This window comes from Desulfitibacter alkalitolerans DSM 16504 (assembly GCF_000620305.1).
Taxonomy (GTDB): domain Bacteria; phylum Bacillota; class DSM-16504; order Desulfitibacterales; family Desulfitibacteraceae; genus Desulfitibacter; species Desulfitibacter alkalitolerans.
Window position 1 is genome coordinate 270,108 of sequence record NZ_KK211102.1, and the last position, 22,924, is coordinate 293,031.

Genomic DNA, 22,924 nt, shown 5'->3' on the forward strand with positions numbered 1-22,924 from the left:
AGGGAAAATGTGCATAAAAAATGACCACCTTGGGAAAAGGGGATGGTCATCTCAGATATTTAATATGCTTTACTTTTTGTCATGCCCTGTGGTTTTTGCCATTTGGCAGGACCCTTGAAATACCGCACCATCATCTATAATAAGAGAACCAGTAGATATATCTCCTTCTAGCTTTCCGGAAGAAGCAATCTCAAGTTTACCGGAAACACTTACATTACCTTTAATAACCCCAGCAACCAAGAGATTTCTTGCCTTTAATCCTGCTGCCACGAAGCCATTTTCACCTATAACAACGTCTCCCTGGCAATCAATTTCTCCTTCAACCTTACCATCAATTCTTAAGGTGCCATGAGCCTTCAAATTACCTTGAAAATTCGTATCCTTTCCTACAATGGTATCCACTTTATCCATATTTACTGTTTCTTTTTTGCTAAACATTTAATCACCCTTTATTTAAGAACATTTTGAGGATTAATTCTTTTACCATTTTGATCGATCATAAAATGAACATGGGGCCCAGTTGATCTGCCACTAGTTCCTACCCTTGCTACTCTATCGCCCTTTTTTACAGTTTGGCCTACCTTAACCAGGTTAACTGAATTATGAGCGTAATGACTTACATATCCATATCCATGAGATATGCTTACCATTCGTCCGTATCCAGGTACCCATCCGGAAAAAATTACCCTGCCATCACCAGCTGCTCTAATATATGTACCATGTGCTGCGGCAATATCAATGCCATCGTGAAACTCTCTCCTACCTGCCCCAAAAGGAGAGCTCCTGTATCCATACTTTGACGTGATCCGTCCATTTACAGGCAATCTGTCAGGTTTGGCTGCAAGATATTTCAGTTGGTCACTAACCTCTACCTGCAGTTGAGCTAGACCCTCTTCTTTCATTTCTACTATTTGATCCAGCATGGTTAAATCTTTGTCTAACATCTCTAGAAGGTCCATATTGCTTTCATAAAGCCTACTCACCTGGCCTCTTGAAACTCCACCCCTAGGTATCATAGCTAAACTAAATTCGGGCTGCATGGAAATAGGAGAATGATAATCTTGCAGCTGTATTTCCTTTTCCTCATCACTTTCCAGTCCTACCAGCTCTCTAACCTGTCTATCTAGCAGCTCTATATCTGCAATCTTGGATTCCATGTTCCTTGTTTTTTCAATTAGGTCAGCAATCTTTTTAGCCTGAACTTGATTTACTGTTTCAACATGCTTTAACCTATCAAGATCCTCTTTAGCTGCCTTGAAATCAACAGCAAAATACACAAGGGAGCAGGTAATTACGGTAAAAAGTGTAATAATACAAGCTAATGCCCATATTGGAATTTTAAACTGGTTAATTTTTTTCTGGCTATGGGGTATAAGCATAATGGTAAAGTATCTTTTTTTCTTAAGCTTACTTTTGGATGTACCCATTCCATTTCACCACCTTAACTTTCCAGAGCTCTACTTATCGCCAACTCTTCCTCTTCACTAAGTCTATACTTTGACTTTCCATTTTCTAAAGGTTTGGCATAAAACCTGTTGTCATCTCTTCCGTAAATAGAGCTAATTACAAAGCCATTGTTATAGCTATCCATTAGAGCTATTGCAAAGCTTAAGTCACTACCAACCTCTGAAAACGCACTAAATCTTACAAAACCAACCTTATTAAAATTACGCATATTTTTACGATTTAGTTCACTTAGCTGCTTGTCCAGATCTTTGATAGTGCTATTAAGCATATTAAAGTCATTATGATAAGCATCAATTTTTTGTTCCATGCTTCTTCCATCAGAACCATGCATGTAAGTATTATATTTTTTACGTAACTTCAAATACTTAAATGTAATAATTAATTGCCATATCAATAGTAAGGCTATAACTATGATTAAAGCTAAGGTTATATAAATATGTGTTGTTGTATCCAAATGTATGCCATACCAATTAATTGCCATAGTAGACCCCCTTAAAAAGTGCCAATGTATAGTATTCAACGCTTATTACAATTTTCCTTTTTAATATAGCAAAAAATAATTAATATAATGGCTATACCATTCCAACAAAAATCATAATAATAACAATAAAAAATATTGCAGGCAAAAGATTGCCTACTTTTATTTTAGTTATTTCTAAAATATTTAGACCAATGCCTAGAATAATTAATCCGCCAACAGCCTTTAATTCATTTACAACAGGAATAGTTAATAGAGTCTCTAAATATGATGCCGCCAAGGTTATTGCACCTTGATAAATAAATACTGAAACAGCCGAAAAAATCACCCCTATACCCATGGTGGTAGTCAGCATAATTGAAGTTATACCATCTATTAATGATTTTGCGTAAAGTGTATCATGGTTTCCAGTAAGCCCACTCTCAATGGCTCCCATTATAGCCATTGCACCAACACAATATAACAGGGTGGAAGTAACAAAGGCTTGAGCAATATTGCTTCCACCATTAAGATTTCCAGCCTTTTGTTGTATTTTTAAGCCTAGTTTATGTAACGCTCCTTCAATATCTAAAAACTCCCCTAGCCAGGCACCTAAAACCATACTAATCAACACAAACACTAACTGTTCGCTAGTTATAGCCATTTTTAAACCTATTAAAACTATGCCAAGACCAATGGCCTGCATAATCATTTTTCTAATATTCTCAGAAAACCTTCTCCCGAACCACATTCCAATTATTGTACCAAAAACAATGGCAAATGAATTTACAACAGTGCCCCACATTACAGCATCCCTCCACATAATATAAAACAGCACTTAAGTAGTTTATCACATAATCGGCTTATTCTCTATCAAATTTTATGTTTCACGTGAAACATTTCCCTAAATCTACTAACCTGATAAAGCCCATAAAAGGTCAGGAAATGTGTCACGTGAGATTTAAGAGTTTGACGCTGGCGTAAGGCTTAGTCTAGTGAATAACCAACAGGACGTTCTAATGTCGGCTATGCAGCTTAGACGCTGCGTTTTATTCGACCACTATTTCCCTTATGGAACTTATAATTTCTAGCAGTGTAAAAAAGACTTGCTTAGCTCTTGTATTGGCTATTATAGCAATGTAAAACCGAGGTCCAATCCAAGTTGCCAGTAGCCTAGCTCATGCTGAACTCTGAAATGACAAATATCAAGCTTAAAATTTCTAAATACTTCTATAAGCCACAAGGTTAAGTTTCAGCAATATCCTTGTATTTGATAAAGTATGCTCTTTATCCTTAAAATATAATTCTTCATTCATAAGTGGTGCAGCGTATCGGCATGCATGTCCGATACTTATAAGGAAAAATACTTTATAAAGTTGCTTTAGGGCAAATCTCAAGATCTAAACTAAATTAAACAATGGTAAAGACCTGGCAAGTTTCGATTATTATAGACCACAAATTTCATATTAAAAATGCAAATAGCTATTTTTCAAGCAAAGCAAATCAGATAAACCTTTTATATTTCTCATCGTCTATTTATACAATAAAACGCTAAAGGAGATTAACTTATTTTTTTAAAACTACTAAGATTTTAAGAGGGAAGAGTATGAAGGTTAAACTGTGGGCTGCTGCACTATTTATTATTATATTCTTAGTTTATGGATGTAATAAAGTTGAAAGCAAGTCTTTTTCATTAGATTTTATTGAAGTAAATAAAATTACTGTTAATGACCTGCAGCCAGACAGGATTGTTAAGATTATTGTAGAGAAAAGAAGTAAACACTATATTTTTAAAAATAATGAATACCGAATAAGAGGATGTTTCACGTGAAACATCTATGCAAGGTTTTGTGAGAGAAATTTATTAAAAAAGAGCTGCTTTGCACAGCTCTTTTTTAATTTAAAAGCAAGTATATTTAGGCAGAATGCTCATCTAATATAATTTCCACCAATCTATCTAATTCCTCATCTGAATAATAATTAATTTCTATTTTACCCTTTCCCTTTTGGTACTTTAACTGTACTTTTGTCCCAAAGTGAGTCTGCAACCTATCTTCAATTTGATTTATCACTGGATCAATTTTCGTGTTTTTACTTTTTTGTTTTGTGGAAGTGGGTGTGCCATTTTCACCAGGCACCTGTGACTCTAGAGGAGTTTGAGCAACAATTTCTTCAACCTGTCTTACTGATAGCTTTTCATCAATAATTCTATAGGCCATAGACTTTTGTTGTTCCTCATCTTCAATGGACAAAAGGGCCCTGGCATGTCCAGTAGTAAGTCTGCCTTCTGATAATAAACTCTTTATTTCACCTGGAAGGTTAAGCAATCTTAAAGAATTGGCTATGTAAGGTCTGCTTTTACCAACTTTTCTTGCTAGTTCTTCCTGGGTTAGGCTATATTCCTCTATCAAAGTTTTAAATGCCCATGCCTCTTCAATAGGGTTAAGATCTTCCCTTTGAATATTTTCAATAAGAGCTATTTCTGAAACCTGCTGGGAAGTATAATCCTTAATAATCGCCGGAATTCTGTTTATTTCAGCTAGATGGCAAGCTCTCCATCTTCTTTCACCTGCTACAATTTCATATCTATTCTCGGCTAATTTTCTCACTATAATGGGTTGCACAACTCCATGCTCTTTTATTGATACAGCCAGCTCCGCTAATTTTTCCTTATCAATGTTTCTTCTAGGCTGGTTTTCATTAGGCTGAATATATGTTACATCAATCCATTGAATATCCTTATTTTCATCATCTGCAAGCGGAACAGGGGGAATTAAAGCTTTTAGTCCCTTTCCTAGACCTTTTTTAGTCAATTTCAATCACTTCCCTTGCTAAATCAATATATACCTGTGCTCCCTTGGATTTTATGTCATATCTTGTAATTGGCTGCCCATGACTTGGAGCTTCGCTAAGTCTAACATTCCTTGGAATAATAGTACTAAAAACTTTTCCTTTAAAATGTTCCTTAACTTCATCTACAACCTGAATTGACAGGTTTGTGCGAGCATCAAACATGGTTAACACAATACCGGATATCTCTAGTTGGGTATTTAAATGCTTTTGAATTAAATTAATTGTATTCATTAATTGACCCAATCCTTCCAAGGCATAGTACTCGCATTGAATAGGGATTATCACTCCATCTGCAGCTGTAAGAGCATTAAGGGTGAGTAATCCTAAACTAGGAGGACAATCAATAAAAATATAATCGTACTGCTCTTTAATATTTTTTAATGAACTTTTGAGTCTAATTTCTCTTGATACGGAATTTGCAAGCTCAATTTCAGCTCCTGCTAGTTGTATGGTGGCTGGTAAAATATCTAGTCCAGAAATGTCAGTTTTTAAAATCACCTCATGAATTGGAACTTCATTAACCAGCACATCATAAATACATTGCCTAATAGCATACCTGTCAACGCCTAATCCGCTGCTTGCATTTCCCTGTGGATCAATATCAATTAATAATACTTTCTTGTTAGCCTCTGCCAAACATGCGCTTAAGTTAACAGCTGTGGTGGTTTTAGCAACACCACCCTTTTGATTTGCTATTGCATATATTACCCCAATTAAATTCACCTCACTTTTGGCAGATATTCTAGTTGGTTACTATGTTGATATTCAACATGAAATGACCAGAGTCCTGCACCTAAAAAATAAAAAGATGCTATCAATTAATTTGATAACACCCTCACTCTTCATTCTAAATTATTTATTCAATAGGCCTCTTTTGGGGAATACCTGGCCGCCTGGGGTAGGCAGATGAAATACATGTCATTTTTTTAATGAATATTAGATTTCTCTCTCCTTCAATTCCAGGAACCTCTAATTTTTTCACATTCAATATCCTGCCTCCGAGAAGCTCTAAAGCTCTCTCAGCCTTTTTTATTTCATTATGAGCCTCCTTGCTTTTGTAAGCTATAAAGGTTCCTCCTGCTTTAACAAAAGGCAGACAGAGCTCTAATAAAAGATTCAAGGGAGCTAGTGCCCTGGACAATGCTATATCATATATCTCTCTATGCTTAGTATTTCTGGCCAATTCTTCAGCTCTTGCATGAATACATTCTACATCCTTCAGCTTAAGCTCATCACATATAACTCTCAAAAAATTAACTTTTTTTTTGGTGGAATCAACCAGGGTAACCTTTAGATTGGGCTTGATGATTTTTACTGGTATGCCTGGAAAACCCGCACCTGTTCCAATATCTATAGTTTTTTGATTGTTTTGCTCTGGCAAAAAGGGAATTACAGTTAAGCTGTCTATAAAATGCTTGTAAATTGCCTCTTCGGGATCAGTTATTGATGTCAAATTGAATTCTTTATTTGTTTGCATGAGAAGTTCTAAATAACGCAGAAAGCTTCTAACAATCTGATCATCAAAATCTATTTTAAGATTTCTTAACCCCTTAGCTAATATTTCCCGATGTATTTGTTCATTCATGTGCTTTTCCCCTGTTTCTTTGTTCTAGGTAAATTAAAAGAACATTAATATCAGCTGGATTAACACCGCTAATTCTAGAGGCCTGTCCTATTGACTTTGGCCTAACCTCAGTCAGCTTTTGCTGGGCTTCCTTCCTCAGGCCTTTTATTTGTAAAAAATCAATATCACTGGGAATAAGTTTGCCTTCAAGTTTTTCAAACTTTTCTACCTGGCTTTGTTGTTTTTTAATATATCCCTCATATTTTATTTGGATTTCAACCTGTTTGCCCGCTTCTAACTCAGTGGTTCCCATAGCATAGACTGCCTCTAGATCCTCTAGCTTTATTTCTGGACGCTTTAGCAATTCTTCCAGTGTAATTTTATTTTTAATATGAGTGCTTCCTCTATTTTCTAAAAGCAGCTTAAGGTTTTCATCACCAGGGAGGGCATAAGTGCTTTGTAAATAGTTTCTAAGCCTTTCCATATCCCCTAGTTTCTTATGAAATCTAGTATATCTTTCCTGATTAACTGTTCCAATTTCATATCCTATCTCAGTTAGTCTTAAATCTGCATTATCCTGTCTTAATAGGAGTCTATATTCAGCTCTAGAAGTTAACATTCTATAAGGCTCATTTATTCCCTTTGTTACTAAATCATCTATAAGTACTCCAATATACGCCTGAGATCGTGAGAGTACTATAGGTTCCTTATTCTGAACAAGTCTTGCTGCATTGATACCGGCAATTAATCCCTGGGCAGCAGCCTCTTCATAACCAGAGGTGCCATTTACTTGGCCGGCAAAAAACAGCCCATTAATATCCTTGGTCTCAAGGGAGAGTTGAAGCTGTTTTGGGTCAATATAATCATATTCTATTGCATAACCAGGTCTCATTATTCTTGCATTTTCTAAACCCTTTATTGTATGCAGCATCTCAATTTGAACATCCTCTGGCAGACTAGTAGAAAAGCCCTGCACATAATATTCAAAGGTATTTTGTCCCTCAGGCTCAAGAAAAATTTGATGTTGTGGTTTATCAGAAAACCTCACTACTTTATCTTCAATAGAAGGGCAATACCTTGGGCCAACTCCTTCAATCATGCCCTCATATAAAGGGGATCTATGCAAATTATTTCTGATAACTAAATGGGTTTCTTCATTTGTATAAGTAAGCCAACAAGAGATATTTGGTCTAGCCAGGGCTTCTGTCATGAAGGAAAAATTTAGCCTTTCTGTATCACCCTTTTGTTCATTTAAATTAGTAAAGTTTATTGATCTTTTGTCAACCCTGGGTGGTGTGCCCGTTTTAAATCTTCCAAACTTCAACCCCAACTCTTTAAAAGAACTGCTCAAGCCCTTTGATGAGAGAATATTATTAGGCCCTGCCTCCCAATTGGAGCTTCCAATAAAAATTTTTCCTTCCATATATGTACCAGTTGTAACAACAACACATTTTGCATAATACTTGATACCTGTCCGTGTTTCCACACCATAAATGCTGCTGCCTTTGTATAGAATTCTAACTATTTCCGCTTGTTTTACATCCAGATTATCCTGGGATTGCAGAACATACCTCATCATGGATTGATAGTACTCCTTATCTGATTGAGCCCGCAAGGACTGAACAGCTGGACCCTTGCCTGTATTTAATAGTCTAACCTGAATTAAGGTTTGATCTGTATTGATTCCAATTTGACCGCCTAATGCATCCACCTCTCTTACAAGATGTCCCTTGGCAGGACCACCTATTGCTGGGTTGCAGGGCATTAAGGCTATGTTTTCCATACTAATTGTTGTTACAAGAGTTTTACATCCCATTCTTGCTGCTGCAAGAGCTGCCTCGCATCCAGCATGTCCAGCCCCAATTACAACAACATCATATTCGTCACAGTTACTAACCATTTGTCCCACTCCTATTTTCCTATGCAAAATTCGCTAAAGATTTTATCCATAATATCCTTTTCAATGGTATCTCCAGTTATCTGGCCTAATGCCATCCATGCATCCTTTAGGTCTATGCTTAAAAACTCCCCAGTGAAGCCAGCTGCTATTGTCTTTTTACCCTCTTGTAGGTGTTTTTTTGCATTTATTAAGGCATTTTTATGTCTTGTTCTTGTTATTACATAGTCTTGGTTCTGTACTACCTCTCCTTTAAAAACCATATTAACAAGCTCTTCTTCTACAAGATTAATACCTGTTTTCTCCAGAGCAGATATTTCTATTATCTTTGCTGATGGAAGTAGTTTTGAAATTTCATCTCTTAAATGAAACCTTCTTAAATCTATTTTATTTATTATCACAAGTAACTTCTTGTCTATAACCGCTAATTTATCAATGAGCCTATAATCATCCTCTGTTAATCGTTGAGTATCGTCTATGACAAATAATACCAGGTCTGCCTCTAATAACAGCTCTTGACTTTTTTCAAGTCCAATCTTTTCTACAATATCTTGTGTGTCCCGAAATCCAGCAGTATCATTAATTCTAAAGAGTACACCTTTAATCTGAATGCTTTCTTCAATTATGTCACGGGTAGTTCCAGGTATATCAGTTACAATGGCCCTCTCATGGCGGGCAAGGGCATTTAGTAAGCTGGATTTGCCCACATTTGGTTTGCCTACTATTACAGTATTTACTCCCTCTCTGCTAATTCTACCTGCTTCTGCTTCTTTAATTAAAGCTTCTACATTCAGTATAGCTTCATCAATTAAATTTTCTATTTCATCTATGCTCATGGTTTCTATGTCTTCTTCAGGGAAATCTATCTCTGCTTCAAGGTTAGCTAAAACCTTCTCAATCTTTTCAATTATTACGTTTATAGCTTCTTTTAAACCCCCACCAAGCTGTTTAACAGCTGAATTCAAACCTCTATCACTTTTTGCTGTTATTATATCAATAATAGCTTCTGCCTGGGATAAATCGATTTTTCCATTCAAAAATGCCCTCTTTGTAAACTCCCCTGGGTCTGCCATTCTAATACCTTTTTTTAATACAAGGTCTAGTATTTTTCTCGTAACTATTACACCGCCATGACAATGAATTTCTACCACATCTTCTCCAGTATAGGTATTTGGACCTAACATTACAACCATCATAACTTCATCAATTAATTGAGCTCCATCATATACCTTGCCTAAATAGAAATGTCTGTCCAGTAATTCATCTAGATACTTATTAGCTTTTGTTACAAAAATTTCTTTTATAAGCTCTAATGACTTAACCCCGCTAATTTTAATGATACTTATTCCTCCTTCACCAGGAGGTGTAGCAATTCCTGCAATTGTGTCGTCTATGTAATGCACTTTTCATCACCACTTTAGTATTTTCTGTTTTGAATCTAAGAGTGTAATACGAGCCTTTTATATATTATACACAAAACATATATAAGAAAACCCAGCAATTCCATCACTGGGTTTATGTTCTATCTTTTTAAGCTAATAACTACCTTACGATACGGCTCATCGCCTTCACTATAAGTTTGGATATCATTTTTATTCTGTAAAGCAGTATGAATTATTCTTCTTTCATGGGGATTCATAGGTTCAAGAACTATACTCTTGTGTGTTTTTTTAACCTTTTCATATAATCTATTGGCAAGCTTTACTAGTGTCTGTTCTCGTCTGCTTCTGTAACCCTCAATGTCTAAGACTATTCTAATACGATCTTCAACTTTTTTCTGAACTGCCAGGTTTGTTAAGTACTGAAGTGATTCTAATGTTTCACCTCTTCGTCCAATCAATATGCCAATATTTTTACCTTTAATGTTGATGTAGATATGATCTTGTCTATTCTCAACTTCATACTGTACATCAACCTTTACTTTCCTGGTTACAAAGGTTAAAAAATCCTTTGCTAATTCAATAGGATCAACATTTTTTGTTACCTTAACTTTGGCATCTTTAGAACCGATAAGACCAAAAAATCCTTTGCTTCCCTCTTCTAGAATTTCAATTTTAACATCTTCTCTGGTAGTCTGCAGTTCCTTGAGAGCCTTCTCAATAGCTTCATCAATAGTCTTCCCTCTAGTTTCCACTGTTATCATTTGGAACCAACTGCCTCCTTTTTAGCTGCAGAACGTTTTAACAGCAACTGCTCAAAAATACCAACAACACTGTACATTAACCAGTATAAAGCTAATGCTGCCGGAAAGGTTCTACTAATCCAACCTATAAATAATGGCATAAAGTATAACAAAACCTTTTGACTAGGATTTTGTTCAAGGGTAGCAGCACTCATGGTAACCTTTTGCTGAAGAAAAGTTCCCAAAGCAACCATTACAGGAAGTATATAGGGATCTGGCATTCCTAAATTAGGCACCCATAGAAAACCAGCATGTGCCAAGTTTACATACTCTGGGGCTAACTCTGGATCGAAAAATACTCTTAAAGCCTTGAACAACGCAAATAGAATTGGCATTTGCACTAAAATAGGCCAGCAACCAGAAAATGGATTCGCATTATGCTTTTTATATAAATCCATTATCATCTGTTGGGATTTTTGGGGATTACTTTTGTGTTTCTTTTGAATTTCCTGAACCTCAGGCTGTAATTCCTGCATTACCCTCATTGCTCTTACCTGCTTCACTGTTAAGGGCATTAATACTAATTTAATTGCAATTGTAAATAGGATTATGCCTATTCCATAACTAGGAAAGCCTAAAGATAGAGTAATTTCATAAAAAAATTGAATTGACTGTGAAATAAATCTTTCTAATGTACCCATTATTCCCTGCATTCTGACTTATCAGATATGTCAGGTTCACCTCCCTCTAAACTGTAGAGTGAAAACTTTTAAATCCAGATTATTTTTTGAACTAGGCTGGATCATATCCCCCAGGATGAAATGGATTGCATTTTATTATCCGTTTTACTGCCTTAAACAGGCCAACAACTAGTCCATATTTATGTAAAACCTCAATAGTATATTGGGAACATGTTGGATAAAATCTACATCTCCTCCCAAATAAAGGAGATAGATATTTTTGATAAAGCCTTACTATGCTAATTAATAGCTTTACCATCACAGTTTTACCTCTTTTAATTTCCCAACTACTTCTCTTTCGACCTGGTGATAGGAAAATCCTTTTATTTTTGGTCTTGCAATAAAAATAAAGTCGTGATTAGGTGGAAATAAAAACATATTGTTTCTGCATATCTCTCTTAATAATCTTTTTATTCTATTTCTAACAACTGCATTGCCGATTTTTTTAGAAACGCTAAAGCCTATTCTCAAATTATCTGACCTTTTATAATAAATAACTATTGACCGACCAACAATGGTTTTTCCTTGTGTGTAGATTCTTTTAAAATCACTTTTTTTTTTAGTCTATATTTTTTTTGCAGCATTTTACCACCATTTTTAACATTTTTTACTAGCTTTAGTATTGCCTATAGGTTTAATTCTAATCAATAGAAGTTAAAAAGGCCACATAAAGCGGCCTTATTAAGCACTTAAACTTTTTCTTCCCTTACGGCGCCTGTTTCTAATAATATTTCTACCAGCCTTTGTTGACATTCTACTTAAAAACCCGTGAATTCTACTTCTTTTGCGCTTTTTGGGTTGATAGGTCCTTTTCAAGTCAAAACCCCCTTCTATACCAAATACCTTAGTAACTACACACGTATTAAAATTATAGGACACAGTTTATTAACTGTCAAGGATTGATATAGTAAATTCAAAAAAAAGAGTATATAATTGAAAAAAGATAATTTTTTCCGCAATCTCTCTATATTCTTCATCTTATCCTATTATTATACTCATCTCTATATTGAAGTTGTGGATAATTTTTGATAGTATATTCACAGCATTCACTTCTCTTTCTCATGAGTATTCTATTCACTACTGGAAGTTAAGTTTTTCACATTCTTTATAGCTTTTCCCTGCTAGATCTTTTTATTCACATCAAATCAAACATCTTTATTCTTTATTCACCACATTTGTTTTATTTTCTAGTCTTTTAAGCTGTGGATAACATTGTTAATATCATATATATTTTATTCATAAATTTTGTTTTATTTTTACTAAACCTTTGTGGCTCAATACTTATAACTATTAGTAAGTTATCCACAATTTTATACACAATTTCTTTTGGGAGGGTATTTGATGGATAAGTCGCTGGATAAAATATGGAACAAAACCTTGGACATTTTAAGCGCTGAGCTTAGCAAACCAACCTTTGAAACCTGGTTAAAATCTACATATTTAGCTTATTTCAATTCAAACGTTATGATAGTATCTGTACCAAATGAATTCGCAAAGGATTGGCTGCAAAGTCGTTATTATAACATTATTCAAAATACCCTGCAGTTAATTGTAAATAAGGATATTGATCTTTATTTTTATCTGCCCTCAGAAATAGAAACATACGTAAATAATAATGAAAAATTACAGGTAGACGAAGACTATATTTCCACAAACTCAGACGATAAAATATCCTCTGAAAGTAATTGTTTTAATATCAGCAAGTCTACAAATAACAGCATACTATCTTTTTTAAATCCAAAATATCAATTTGATTCTTTTGTTATAGGTGACAGCAATCGTTTTGCCCATGCTGCTGCTCTAGCAGTTGCAGAAGCACCAGCTAAATCATACAATCCTCTTTTTATATATGGTGGTGTTGGTTTAGGAAAAACCCACTTAATGCATGCAATTGGTCACAAGGTTTTTTCAATTTATTCAAATCTTATTATACTTTATGTCTCTTCTGAAACCTTCACTAATGAACTTATTAAATCTATTAGGGATGACAAAACTGTAGAATTTAGAAATAAATATAGAAATATTGACGTTTTATTAATAGATGATATTCAGTTTTTAGCCGGTAAAGAAAGAACGCAAGAAGAATTCTTCCATACTTTTAATTCCCTTTACGAGGCCAATAAACAAATAATTATTTCAAGCGATCGACCCCCAAGGGAAATACCTACACTTGAAGACAGACTTCGATCTAGATTTGAATGGGGATTAATTACTGACATTCAACCTCCTGATCTAGAAACTAGAATAGCTATACTTAGCAAAAAAGCCAGACAGGAAAACATAGATTTGCCTGACGAAGTTTTGCTGTTTATAGCAAAAAAAATTAAATCTAATATTCGTGAATTAGAGGGCGCATTATGCACAATAGCTGCCTATGCTGCTATTGAAGGTAAAAAAATTGATTCTGAATTAGCAGAAAAGACTCTGCAGGATATTTTTGCCACTGATAAAAACAGAAAAATTACAATTAGCCTTATCCAAGAAACTGTAGCCCAGCACTTTAATGTAAAAGTAAATGAAATAAAGGGTAAAAAAAGGACAAAAAACATATCTTATCCACGCCATATTGCAATGTATTTATGCAGAGCACTTACAGATAACTCTCTACCAAAGATTGGAGAAGGGTTTGGTGGTAGGGACCATACTACTGTTTTACATGCGCAAGAAAAAATCGAAAATGAATTGCAAAATGATACAGAATTACAAGATTGTATTAAAAAATTAAAAGAATCACTCCTATCTTAATGTGGACAACTAGTAACTAAAGTAAGGGTTTATAAACACCTTTATCCATTGCCAAAGTAGTTTGAGTAAATAAACATTCAATCCTTTTCCACAACTTCACAGACCCTACTACTGTTACTACTATATAAAGTATCATTTATTATATATATTATAATTATATTTGGGAGGTTAAGTAATGAAATTTGCTATAGATACAGGAAAACTGCTTCAGGCTTCACAAATAATGTCAAGAGCTGTTGCCTCAAAAACCACCATTCCTGCCTTAACAGGCATCTATTTTGAATGTACTAATGAAAATACCCTTTTATTAAAGGCCACAGATCTAGAAATTGGTATTGAGCATACCGTTTCTGCAAACGTTGAGGAAACGGGCTCAATGGTTATTCCTGCAAAATATTTGCTTGACATTTTAAGAAAGCTGCCGAATACAAATATTACTTTAACTAAAAGATTGGATGAAAATACTCTACAGATAAACTACAGGGAATCCCATATAACTTTAAATACATTCCCAGTTGATCAATTTTCATTTTTACCAGGCATTAGCCAGGAAAAGTCATTTACCATAAACAATGATATATTATCCAATATGATTAAAAAAATAAGCATATCTTTTTCTCATGATATTACTCGTCCAGTATTAAATGGTGCACTGTTTGAAATAAAAAATAATACCATTAGGCTTGTTTCGTCAGATACCTACAGGCTTTCATTAATCGAAACAGTATTAGATAAGGCCTCAGAAGAAGAATTCATACCCATAATAATTCCTTCAAAAGCCCTTATAGAATTAACTAGATTAATAGATAAAGAAGAAAACATAAAGATAATTATTGACAAAAAACAAGCTCAGTTTGAGACTAATGACATTAAAATAGGAGTACGCCTCATTGAGGGAAAATTTCCCTCGTATAAGAATGTAATACCCACAGAATATTCCACTAGAATAATAGCTGATACAAAGGACCTTTTGCTATCAATTGAAAGGGCCACGGTAATATCTAGTGATGAAACCTTTAATAAAACATGTACAATTAAACTTGAAATTGAGGGTAATAATATTCATATTAATTCATATTCTCCAAGTATTGGACAACTACATGACAAACTATTAATTGATAAAGAGGGAGAAGATATAAGCATATCCTTTAATGGCAATTATCTTGTAGATATCCTAAAAATTATTGACACAGAAAAGGTAATTATAGAATTAAATGGCAATTTAAGCCCTGGAATAATTAAGCCTTTGGAAGGCACCATGGATTATCTTAGTCTAATCCTACCAGTTAGAAGTTAAGGAGGTTCCTGATGAAGGAAATAAAAATTAACACTGATGCCATTCAATTGGATCAATTTTTAAAATGGGCCAATCTTGTATCCTCAGGAGGGGAAGCAAAAACTCTCATTAAGGAAGGTCATATCCAGGTTAATAATTTACCAGAGCAGAGAAGAAGCAGAAAGCTAACAATAGGTGATGAAATAAAAATTAATGAACAGGTTTATAAAATAACTCAATAACTAATATGAGGTGTGTTTTGAATATTTATGAAATTGATATAACGAACTTCAGAAATTACAGGCATGCAAATTTTCGACCAACTAGCTTTAATATTCTCCATGGAAACAATGCCCAGGGCAAAAGTAATTTCATTGAAGCCATATATTATCTTGGTAACGGTATTTCTTATAGGACTAGTCAAAGCAGAGATTTAATAAATTGGGATAGTGATTATTTTAGACTAGAGGCCCATTGTACAAATGATCAAGGCACCATTACTATAAAATCCTTATTAGATGCCAATGAAAAAAAAATATTTATTGATGGAATTAAAATTAATAGGCTATCAGAATTATTTAAGAATATTTCAGTATGTATTTTTGAGCCTGATGATTTGGCCCTTGTAAAGGGAAATCCATCAAAGAGAAGAAGCTTTCTTGATAGAGAAATAGTTACAATACAACCTTTATATTATGATTTACTTAAAAAGTATAACAATGTAAATCATCAGAGAAATACTTTGTTGAAATTTGTACGAAGAGACAAAAACTTGATTTCCCAACTAGAAGATTGGACAAATATTTATGTTAAGCTTGCTTATAAAATAGTTGTTAAAAGGATAGAGTTTTTAAAAAAATTAAAACCCTTTTTAGATTATTATTTAAAAAAAATTACACAAGATAAGGAAAATATTGATATAATATATGAAATTGGACAAATTGGCGAAAAAACAGTTGATTATAATTCTTACTTGGATAAAATGAAGTATTATAAAAATGAAGAAATAGAGAAAGGTAATTCCCTTTTTGGTCCCCATAGAGATGATTTTAATGTTTACATTAATGGTTATAACGTAAAAAAATATGGGTCTCAAGGACAACAGAGAACTGTTGCCCTGTGTTTAAAATTAGCTTATTTAGAGATTGCTAAACAAGAGCTGGGAGAATATCCAATATTATTACTTGATGACGTCATGTCTGAATTAGACATGGATAGGCGTATAGTACTGACTAACACTATTCATGATAGGATTCAAACCTTTATAACTACCACTGATTTAGATATGATTAGGGGATTAGTTAAAAAAAGCACAATTTTGCAGATTAATGAGGGAAAGGTTATAAATATTATCTAGCAGGGAGGAAAAACTTTGTACCTTCATATAGGCGGCAGATGGATAGTTTCATTAAATGAGATAGTAGCAATCTTAAATGTTGAAAAATCATCAAAGTCAAATAAGGAATTCTATGAAACAGTTACATATAATAAAAAACTTATTGAAGTCAGCAGTATTAGGGAATCTAAAACATGTATTATAACATCTGATAAGGTTTATTTAACATCTATTTCCGCAAATACATTAACAAAAAGAATTGAGAACTATTAAATTCTAGAAAATTTGACTTAAGCCGCAGGAAAAACTGCGGTTTTGACTTGATATGTAGATAAATGGAAATAATATGAATATGACTATATATTTGATTTACCATTGTATGCTATAATTATGTATTATTTTATTTTTCAAAGTGTGGTCAGGAGGTTTTCTCATGGAAGAAAGATTAGATACAAAAATTGAAAATAACTTGTATGATGCAAGTCATATACAGGTTTTAGAAGGATTAGAAGCAGTTCGCAAGAGACCAGGTATGTATATTGGAAGCACAGGGGCAAGGGGTTTGCATCATCTGGTTTTTGAAATAGTTGATAATAGTGTTGATGAAGCCTTAGCAGGATATTGTGACACGATTAAAGTAATAATTAATAAAGACAATAGTGTATCAGTTAGTGATAATGGTAGAGGTATTCCTGTAGATATACATCAAAAAACAGGTCTGCCGGCTGTAGAGGTTGCTTTGACTATTCTTCATGCTGGAGGAAAATTTGGAGGAAATGGCTATAAGGTATCTGGTGGACTTCACGGAGTAGGTATGTCAGTAGTGAATGCTCTATCTGAATGGCTGCAGGTAAAGGTAAAAAGAGATGGAAAAATTCATATGCAGGAATTTTCAAGGGGAACAAAGACTGGTGAATTAAAAGTAATAGGTAAAGCTAATTCAACAGGTACTGAGGTTATTTTCAAACCAGATCATCTTATTTTCGAGGAATTAGATTTTTCTTTTGAAACCCTTGCCAAAAGGCTTAGAGAATTATCTTTTTTAAACAAGGGGCTAAAAATAACTCTTGAAGATGATAGAACAGGTGCTTCAGAGGTTTTTCATCATAGTGGAGGAATAATAGACTTTGTTAAAAGTTTAAATAAAAATAAGGACCCCTTACATAAAAGGGTAATCTTCATGGATAGTGAGAGAGATGAAGTTCAGGTAGAATTAGCCATGCAGTGGACTGATGCATATGTTGAAAGTATTTTTTCATATGCAAATAATATTAATACCCATGAGGGTGGAACCCATGAATTAGGATTTAAAAATGCCTTAACTAGAATCATCAATGACTATGCCAGAAAGCATAATATTCTAAAAGAAAAGGACAGCAATTTGTCAGGTGATGATATTAGAGAGGGTTTAACCACTGTTTTAAGTGTAAAGGTTAAAGAGCCTCAATTTGAGGGACAAACTAAAACAAAGCTTGGCAACTCAGAAGTAAGAAGTCTTGTTGATTCATTAGTAGGAGAGGAAGTTGGAACATTCTTAGATGAAAATCCTTCTGTAGCCAAGAAAATAATTGAAAAATGTATTAATGCACAAAGGGCAAGAGAGGCTGCAAGAAAGGCCAGAGAATTAACTAGAAGAAAAAATGCCTTAGAAGTAAGTGCCTTACCTGGCAAGCTTGCTGATTGCTCAAGCAGAGATCCAAAGGAATCAGAAATTTATCTTGTTGAGGGAGATTCAGCTGGAGGTTCTGCTAAACAGGGTAGGGACAGGAGATTCCAGGCAATTCTGCCCCTGCGCGGTAAAATTATCAACGTTGAAAAGGCTAGATTAGATAAAATTTTAAATAACGAAGAAATAAGAGCTATTATAACAGCCCTTGGTACAGGGGTTGGTGAGGAATTTGATATTAACAAGTTAAGGTATCATAAAGTAATTATCATGTGTGATGCTGATGTTGATGGTTCACACATTAGAACCCTTTTATTGACCCTATTCTATAGATATATGAGAAGCCTTGTAGAAGAAGGCTTTGTCTATATTGCTCAACCTCCCTTATTTAAATTAAAACAGGGGAAAAGGGAGACCTATCTATACTCCGAAAATGAACTGGAAAAGAGTATTGCCAAGGCAAAGGATAGAAATTTCAGTATTCAAAGATATAAGGGTCTTGGAGAGATGAACCCTGACCAATTATGGGATACAACAATGAATCCGGAAAGTCGTACTGTTTTAAGAGTTGCCCTAGATGATGCGGTAAAGGCTGATGAAATATTTACCATACTAATGGGAGACAAGGTTGAACCAAGACGTAACTTTATTGAAGCCAATGCAAGAGAAGTGAAGAATTTAGATATCTAAATCGAGGTGTTGTTAAATGGGTGAAATTTTGGAAGGAAAAGTTGTTCCTGTCAATATAGAGCAGGAAATGAAAAAATCATATATAGACTATGCAATGAGTGTAATAGTTGGCAGGGCATTACCTGATGTTAGGGACGGATTAAAACCGGTACATAGAAGAATCCTTTATGCCATGTATGAATCGGGAATGACTCCTGATAAGCCCCATAAAAAGTCTGCCAATGTTGTTGGTAATGTTTTAGCTAAATACCATCCCCATGGTGATTCCGCTGTATATGATACCCTGGTTAGGATGGCCCAGGATTTTTCTTTCAGGTATCCTCTTGTAGATGGACATGGAAATTTTGGGTCAGTTGATGGAGATTCAGCAGCAGCAATGCGTTATACTGAAGCCAGAATGGCCAAAATTGCAATGGAGCTGCTGAAGGATATTAACAAAGAGACTGTTGATTTTATTCCTAACTATGACGAATCAACAGAAGAGCCCATAGTTCTGCCATCAAAGGTTCCTAACCTGCTTATTAATGGATCTGCAGGAATAGCAGTTGGCATGGCCACAAATATACCTCCCCATAACCTGGGAGAGGTTATAGATGGAGTTATTGATTTAATTGACAATCCAGATATTTCTATAGATGGTCTTATGAAAAGAGTTAAGGGGCCTGACTTTCCAACAGCCGGCATAATATTAGGAACAGAAGGTATTAAAAAAGCATATAGGACTGGTCGTGGATCTATTAAGATTAGGGCCAAGGCAGAAATTGAAAAATTAAATAATGGAAAAACCCAAGTTATCATAACAGAGATTCCCTATCAGGTAAATAAAGCCAGGTTAATTGAAAAAATTGCCGAACTGGCAAGGGAAAAAAAGGTTGAAGGTATTACTGATTTAAGAGATGAATCCGATAGAAAGGGAATGCGCATTGTAATAGAATTGCGCAAGGATGTAAATCCAAATGTGCTGCTGAACCAATTATACAAGCATACACAATTACAAGAAAACTTTGGAGTTATTATGCTGGCAATTGTTGATGGAGCACCTAAAGTCCTTAACCTTAAACAAGTTTTAGAACATTATGTGGATCACCAGAAAAATGTTATAGTCAGAAGAACTAAATATGATCTTAAGAAAGCAAAAGAAAGGGCTCATATTGTTGAAGGATTGAGAATTGCCCTTAGAAATCTTGATGCTATCATAAAACTAATTCGTTCATCAAAAAATACAGAAGAAGCTAAGGTTAACCTGATAAATAACTTCAGTTTAAGTGATATCCAGGCTCAGGCTATTTTAGACATGAGGCTGCAGCGTTTAACAGCTTTAGAAAGAGAAAAATTAGAAAATGAATATAAAGAGCTCATGGAAAAAATTGATTACTACATGAAAATATTAGCTGACGAAAAGCTGGTCACGGGTATCATTAAGGATGAATTAAAAGAAGTAAAACAGCAATATAATGACCCAAGAAGGACACACATTAATTTAGAGGATGATGTTTTAGAAATAGAGGACTTAATTGAGCAGGAAGAGGTTGTTATCACCATTACCCATAGGGGATATATTAAAAGGCTAAATGTTGACACATATAAGTCCCAGAAAAGGGGAGGACGCGGAATTAGTGGGATGGCTACCAGGGATGAGGATTTTGTAGAACATCTTTTTGTAGCTAACACCCACCAGTACCTATTGTTTTTTACAAACAAGGGTAAGGTATACCGCTTGAAGGTCCATGAAATACCAGAAGCTAGCAGACAAGCCAAGGGTACTTCCATAGTTAATCTCTTGTATTTAGAAAGTGGAGAAAGTTTAACCACTGTGATACCTGTTAAGAAATTTGAAGAAGGGAAAAATTTAATAACCATAACAGCCAAGGGAATAGTGAAAAAATCTGACTTAAGTGACTATGATACCTCTAGAAAGGATGGCATAATTGCACTTACCCTTTCCGAAGGTGATGAATTAATTGGTGTTCGACTAACAGATGGAAATAAAGAGCTAATATTAGGGACTAGAAAGGGCAAATCCATTCGTTTTTCTGAAAAAGAAGTTAGAAAAATGGGCAGAACTGCCAGAGGTGTTAAGGCCATTGAGCTTTCTGCAGAAGATAGGGTTGTATCCATGGATATTATTGAAAAAGATAGTCAGGTTATATGCGTAACTGAAAATGGTTTTGGAAAAAGAACTGATTCAGAGGAATATAGAATTCAGTCTAGGGGTGGAAAGGGCATTCTTGCGCTAAAAATTACTGAAAAAACAGGCTCCCTCGTAGGGTTAAGGGTAGTTCAAGAGCAGCAGGAGCTTATGATAGTGACAAAGGATGGAATTATTATTAGAACAGAGGTTGAAGGAATATCCCAGATGGGAAGGGTTACCCAGGGAGTAAAGCTTATGAGAATAGGCGAAAGGGATAAAGTTAGTGCATTGGCAAAACTCAATATTCACAAAGAAAATGAGAATGTTGAGTTAGACTAAAATATGTAGTAAAATATATTGGTAAATTTAATAGCCAATTAGGTACCAATAACTTAATATATACAGGAGGAGTTATATATGGAAAAGAAAGGCACTTGGAAGGTCAAAAGTGGTTTAGCGGAGATGTTAAAGGGTGGCGTTATTATGGATGTAACTACACCAGAACAAGCAAAGATTGCAGAAGAAGCTGGTGCATGCGCGGTGATGGCTTTAGAAAGGGTTCCAGCTGATATAAGAGCTGCAGGTGGAGTTGCCCGTATGGCTGACCCAACCATCATAAAAAATATCATGGAAGTTGTCAGCATTCCTGTAATGGCAAAGGCCAGAATAGGCCATTTTGTGGAGGCCCAGATTTTGGAAGCCCTTGGTGCTGACTATATTGATGAATCGGAAGTTTTGACTCCTGCAGATGAGCAGTATCACATAGATAAAAACCTTTTCAAGGTTCCCTTTGTTTGTGGAGCAAGAAATCTTGGTGAAGCACTTAGAAGAATAAATGAAGGTGCTGCCATGATAAGAACCAAGGGAGAGCCAGGTACCGGCAATGTGGTGGAGGCTGTACGCCATATGAGGATGATGATGTCCGAAATTCGCCGATTAACAAGCATGAGAGAAGATGAATTATACACATTTGCTAAGGACATTCAAGCACCCTATGACTTAGTACATTATGTTGCTGAAAATGGAAAGCTTCCTGTAGTAAATTTTGCAGCTGGTGGTATAGCAACACCTGCTGATGCAGCTCTTATGATGCAGCTTGGCTGTGATGGAATATTTGTTGGTTCAGGCATATTCAAGTCTAACGAACCTGCCAAGAGGGCTAAAGCTATAGTAACTGCTACAACACATTTTAATGACCCACAAATACTAGCCCAAATCTCAAGAGATTTAGGGGAAGCAATGCCAGGACTTGAGATTTCAAGCATAGAAGAAAATCAGAGAATGCAGGAAAGAGGCTGGTAAACTGGGTGCAAGCCAAATTTTGTTTTACTTAAGATGCAGCAATAGACATGTAGGGAGAGATTCATGTTATGAAAACAGTAGGAGTCTTAGCTTTACAGGGGGCCTTTAGAGAACATAAGCAATCACTCATCAAATGTGGTGTTGATGTGGTTGAGGTTAGAAAGTTAGAAGATTTGGACAAGTGCTCTGCTCTAATTATACCAGGTGGGGAAAGTACAACTATTGGCAAATTACTAATTGAATGGAATTTAATGGAAGCTATTAAAAAACGGGTACAGGAGGGAATGCCCCTCTTTGGTACCTGTGCCGGTATGATACTCATGTCCAAGGACATAAGGGACAGCAATCAGCCAAGATTAGGTCTCTTAGATGTGGAAGTGGTTAGAAATGCCTATGGAAGACAAGTAGATAGTTTTGAAATGGACTTAACCATTGAGGGATTAGATGAGCCTTTTTCTAGCGTATTTATTAGGGCACCTTATATAACTAAGGTTGGACCTGGTGTGCAAATACTGTCAAAACATGATGATAAGATTGTAATGGCTAGACAAGGCAAGCTTCTGGGATGTTCTTTTCACCCTGAACTTACTGATGATTTAAGAATCCATCAGTATTTTGTGGATATGATAGATGAGTGAGAACAACTATTTACTGAAATTATGTATAATAATATTGAAG

General features: G+C 35.0%; 24 protein-coding genes. 10 read left to right on the forward strand and 14 right to left on the reverse strand.

All coding sequences use genetic code 11. From position 1 onward, the window contains the following. Positions 1-69: 69 nt before the first annotated feature. The 4 genes from K364_RS0115585 to K364_RS0115600 all read right to left on the reverse strand — a co-directional run bounded on the left by K364_RS0115585 (position 70) and on the right by K364_RS0115600 (position 2,729). The gene (locus K364_RS0115585) at positions 70-438 is read right to left on the reverse strand and encodes a bactofilin family protein (RefSeq protein WP_028308784.1); all 369 of its coding nucleotides are present in this window, start codon (positions 436-438) and stop codon (positions 70-72) included. An 11-nt stretch (positions 439-449) separates the two neighbouring features. Next, positions 450-1,427: a M23 family metallopeptidase gene (locus tag K364_RS0115590; RefSeq protein ID WP_028308785.1), complete on the reverse strand. Its 978-nt coding sequence runs from the start codon at positions 1,425-1,427 to the stop codon at positions 450-452. A 14-nt stretch (positions 1,428-1,441) separates the two neighbouring features. After that, the gene (locus K364_RS0115595; RefSeq protein ID WP_051534136.1) at positions 1,442-1,948 is read right to left on the reverse strand and encodes a DUF4446 family protein; all 507 of its coding nucleotides are present in this window, start codon (positions 1,946-1,948) and stop codon (positions 1,442-1,444) included. 91 nt (positions 1,949-2,039) lie between these two features. Continuing rightward, a complete protein-coding gene (locus tag K364_RS0115600; RefSeq protein ID WP_028308787.1) occupies positions 2,040-2,729 on the reverse strand; it encodes a DUF554 domain-containing protein in 690 nt (229 codons plus the stop codon). A gap of 801 nt (positions 2,730-3,530) precedes the next feature. On the opposite strand from K364_RS0115600, the gene K364_RS0115605 reads away from it, so the two are divergent. Beyond that, positions 3,531-3,755, forward strand: a complete 225-nt coding sequence (locus tag K364_RS0115605) for a hypothetical protein (protein WP_028308788.1) — start codon at positions 3,531-3,533, stop codon at positions 3,753-3,755. An 85-nt stretch (positions 3,756-3,840) separates the two neighbouring features. Here K364_RS0115605 and K364_RS0115610 read toward each other — a convergent pair whose 3' ends face one another. From K364_RS0115610 to rpmH, 10 genes are all read right to left on the reverse strand, one after another. Next, entirely contained in the window at positions 3,841-4,737 is an 897-nt protein-coding gene (locus K364_RS0115610; RefSeq protein ID WP_028308789.1) for a ParB/RepB/Spo0J family partition protein, read from the reverse strand. After that, a complete protein-coding gene (locus tag K364_RS0115615) occupies positions 4,730-5,491 on the reverse strand; it encodes a ParA family protein (RefSeq protein WP_035269910.1) in 762 nt (253 codons plus the stop codon). Before K364_RS0115615 ends, K364_RS0115610 begins: the two co-directional genes overlap by 8 nt. 142 nt (positions 5,492-5,633) lie before the next feature. Next, the gene (rsmG, locus tag K364_RS0115620; RefSeq protein ID WP_035269722.1) at positions 5,634-6,362 is read right to left on the reverse strand and encodes a 16S rRNA (guanine(527)-N(7))-methyltransferase RsmG; all 729 of its coding nucleotides are present in this window, start codon (positions 6,360-6,362) and stop codon (positions 5,634-5,636) included. Next, positions 6,355-8,241, reverse strand: a complete 1,887-nt coding sequence (gene mnmG / locus K364_RS0115625; protein WP_028308792.1) for a tRNA uridine-5-carboxymethylaminomethyl(34) synthesis enzyme MnmG — start codon at positions 8,239-8,241, stop codon at positions 6,355-6,357. The genes rsmG and mnmG overlap by 8 nt, the downstream gene beginning before the upstream one ends. A gap of 11 nt (positions 8,242-8,252) precedes the next feature. Continuing rightward, a complete protein-coding gene (gene mnmE / locus K364_RS0115630) occupies positions 8,253-9,641 on the reverse strand; it encodes a tRNA uridine-5-carboxymethylaminomethyl(34) synthesis GTPase MnmE (protein ID WP_028308793.1) in 1,389 nt (462 codons plus the stop codon). Positions 9,642-9,760: 119 nt separating this feature from the next. Beyond that, positions 9,761-10,381 carry an RNA-binding cell elongation regulator Jag/EloR gene (jag, locus tag K364_RS0115635; protein ID WP_028308794.1) on the reverse strand — a complete coding sequence of 207 codons (621 nt, stop codon included), beginning with the start codon at positions 10,379-10,381 and terminating at the stop codon, positions 9,761-9,763. Then, on the reverse strand, positions 10,378-11,061 hold the full coding sequence (locus tag K364_RS0115640; RefSeq protein WP_028308795.1) for a YidC/Oxa1 family membrane protein insertase: 684 nt from the start codon (positions 11,059-11,061) through the stop codon (positions 10,378-10,380). The genes jag and K364_RS0115640 overlap by 4 nt, the downstream gene beginning before the upstream one ends. 91 nt (positions 11,062-11,152) lie before the next feature. Next, the gene (yidD, locus tag K364_RS0115645; protein ID WP_028308796.1) at positions 11,153-11,359 is read right to left on the reverse strand and encodes a membrane protein insertion efficiency factor YidD; all 207 of its coding nucleotides are present in this window, start codon (positions 11,357-11,359) and stop codon (positions 11,153-11,155) included. Further along, positions 11,359-11,637, reverse strand: coding sequence for a ribonuclease P protein component (gene rnpA, locus K364_RS24465; protein ID WP_084295945.1), 279 nt, complete (start codon positions 11,635-11,637; stop codon positions 11,359-11,361). Before rnpA ends, yidD begins: the two co-directional genes overlap by 1 nt. 144 nt (positions 11,638-11,781) lie before the next feature. Next, a complete protein-coding gene (gene rpmH, locus K364_RS0115655) occupies positions 11,782-11,916 on the reverse strand; it encodes a 50S ribosomal protein L34 (RefSeq protein ID WP_028308797.1) in 135 nt (44 codons plus the stop codon). Between the two features lie 525 nt (positions 11,917-12,441). Here rpmH and dnaA point away from each other — a divergent pair. From dnaA to pdxT, 9 genes are all read left to right on the forward strand, one after another. Then, on the forward strand, positions 12,442-13,845 hold the full coding sequence (dnaA, locus tag K364_RS0115660) for a chromosomal replication initiator protein DnaA (RefSeq protein WP_028308798.1): 1,404 nt from the start codon (positions 12,442-12,444) through the stop codon (positions 13,843-13,845). Positions 13,846-14,020: 175 nt separating this feature from the next. After that, positions 14,021-15,142: a DNA polymerase III subunit beta gene (dnaN, locus tag K364_RS0115665; protein WP_035269725.1), complete on the forward strand. Its 1,122-nt coding sequence runs from the start codon at positions 14,021-14,023 to the stop codon at positions 15,140-15,142. A gap of 11 nt (positions 15,143-15,153) precedes the next feature. Next, positions 15,154-15,363 (forward strand): RNA-binding S4 domain-containing protein, encoded by a 210-nt coding sequence (locus K364_RS0115670; RefSeq protein ID WP_028308800.1) that lies wholly within the window; start codon positions 15,154-15,156, stop codon positions 15,361-15,363. Between the two features lie 17 nt (positions 15,364-15,380). Continuing rightward, positions 15,381-16,478: a DNA replication/repair protein RecF gene (gene recF / locus K364_RS24470; protein ID WP_051534138.1), complete on the forward strand. Its 1,098-nt coding sequence runs from the start codon at positions 15,381-15,383 to the stop codon at positions 16,476-16,478. Between the two features lie 15 nt (positions 16,479-16,493). Beyond that, positions 16,494-16,730, forward strand: coding sequence for an extracellular matrix regulator RemB (remB, locus tag K364_RS0115680; RefSeq protein WP_028308801.1), 237 nt, complete (start codon positions 16,494-16,496; stop codon positions 16,728-16,730). A gap of 160 nt (positions 16,731-16,890) precedes the next feature. Further along, positions 16,891-18,813 carry a DNA topoisomerase (ATP-hydrolyzing) subunit B gene (gyrB, locus tag K364_RS0115685; protein ID WP_028308802.1) on the forward strand — a complete coding sequence of 641 codons (1,923 nt, stop codon included), beginning with the start codon at positions 16,891-16,893 and terminating at the stop codon, positions 18,811-18,813. A 16-nt stretch (positions 18,814-18,829) separates the two neighbouring features. Continuing rightward, positions 18,830-21,283, forward strand: coding sequence for a DNA gyrase subunit A (gene gyrA / locus K364_RS0115690; RefSeq protein ID WP_028308803.1), 2,454 nt, complete (start codon positions 18,830-18,832; stop codon positions 21,281-21,283). Between the two features lie 78 nt (positions 21,284-21,361). Beyond that, on the forward strand, positions 21,362-22,246 hold the full coding sequence (pdxS, locus tag K364_RS0115695) for a pyridoxal 5'-phosphate synthase lyase subunit PdxS (RefSeq protein ID WP_028308804.1): 885 nt from the start codon (positions 21,362-21,364) through the stop codon (positions 22,244-22,246). Between the two features lie 68 nt (positions 22,247-22,314). Then, the gene (gene pdxT / locus K364_RS0115700) at positions 22,315-22,884 is read left to right on the forward strand and encodes a pyridoxal 5'-phosphate synthase glutaminase subunit PdxT (RefSeq protein ID WP_028308805.1); all 570 of its coding nucleotides are present in this window, start codon (positions 22,315-22,317) and stop codon (positions 22,882-22,884) included. Positions 22,885-22,924: the final 40 nt, after the last annotated feature.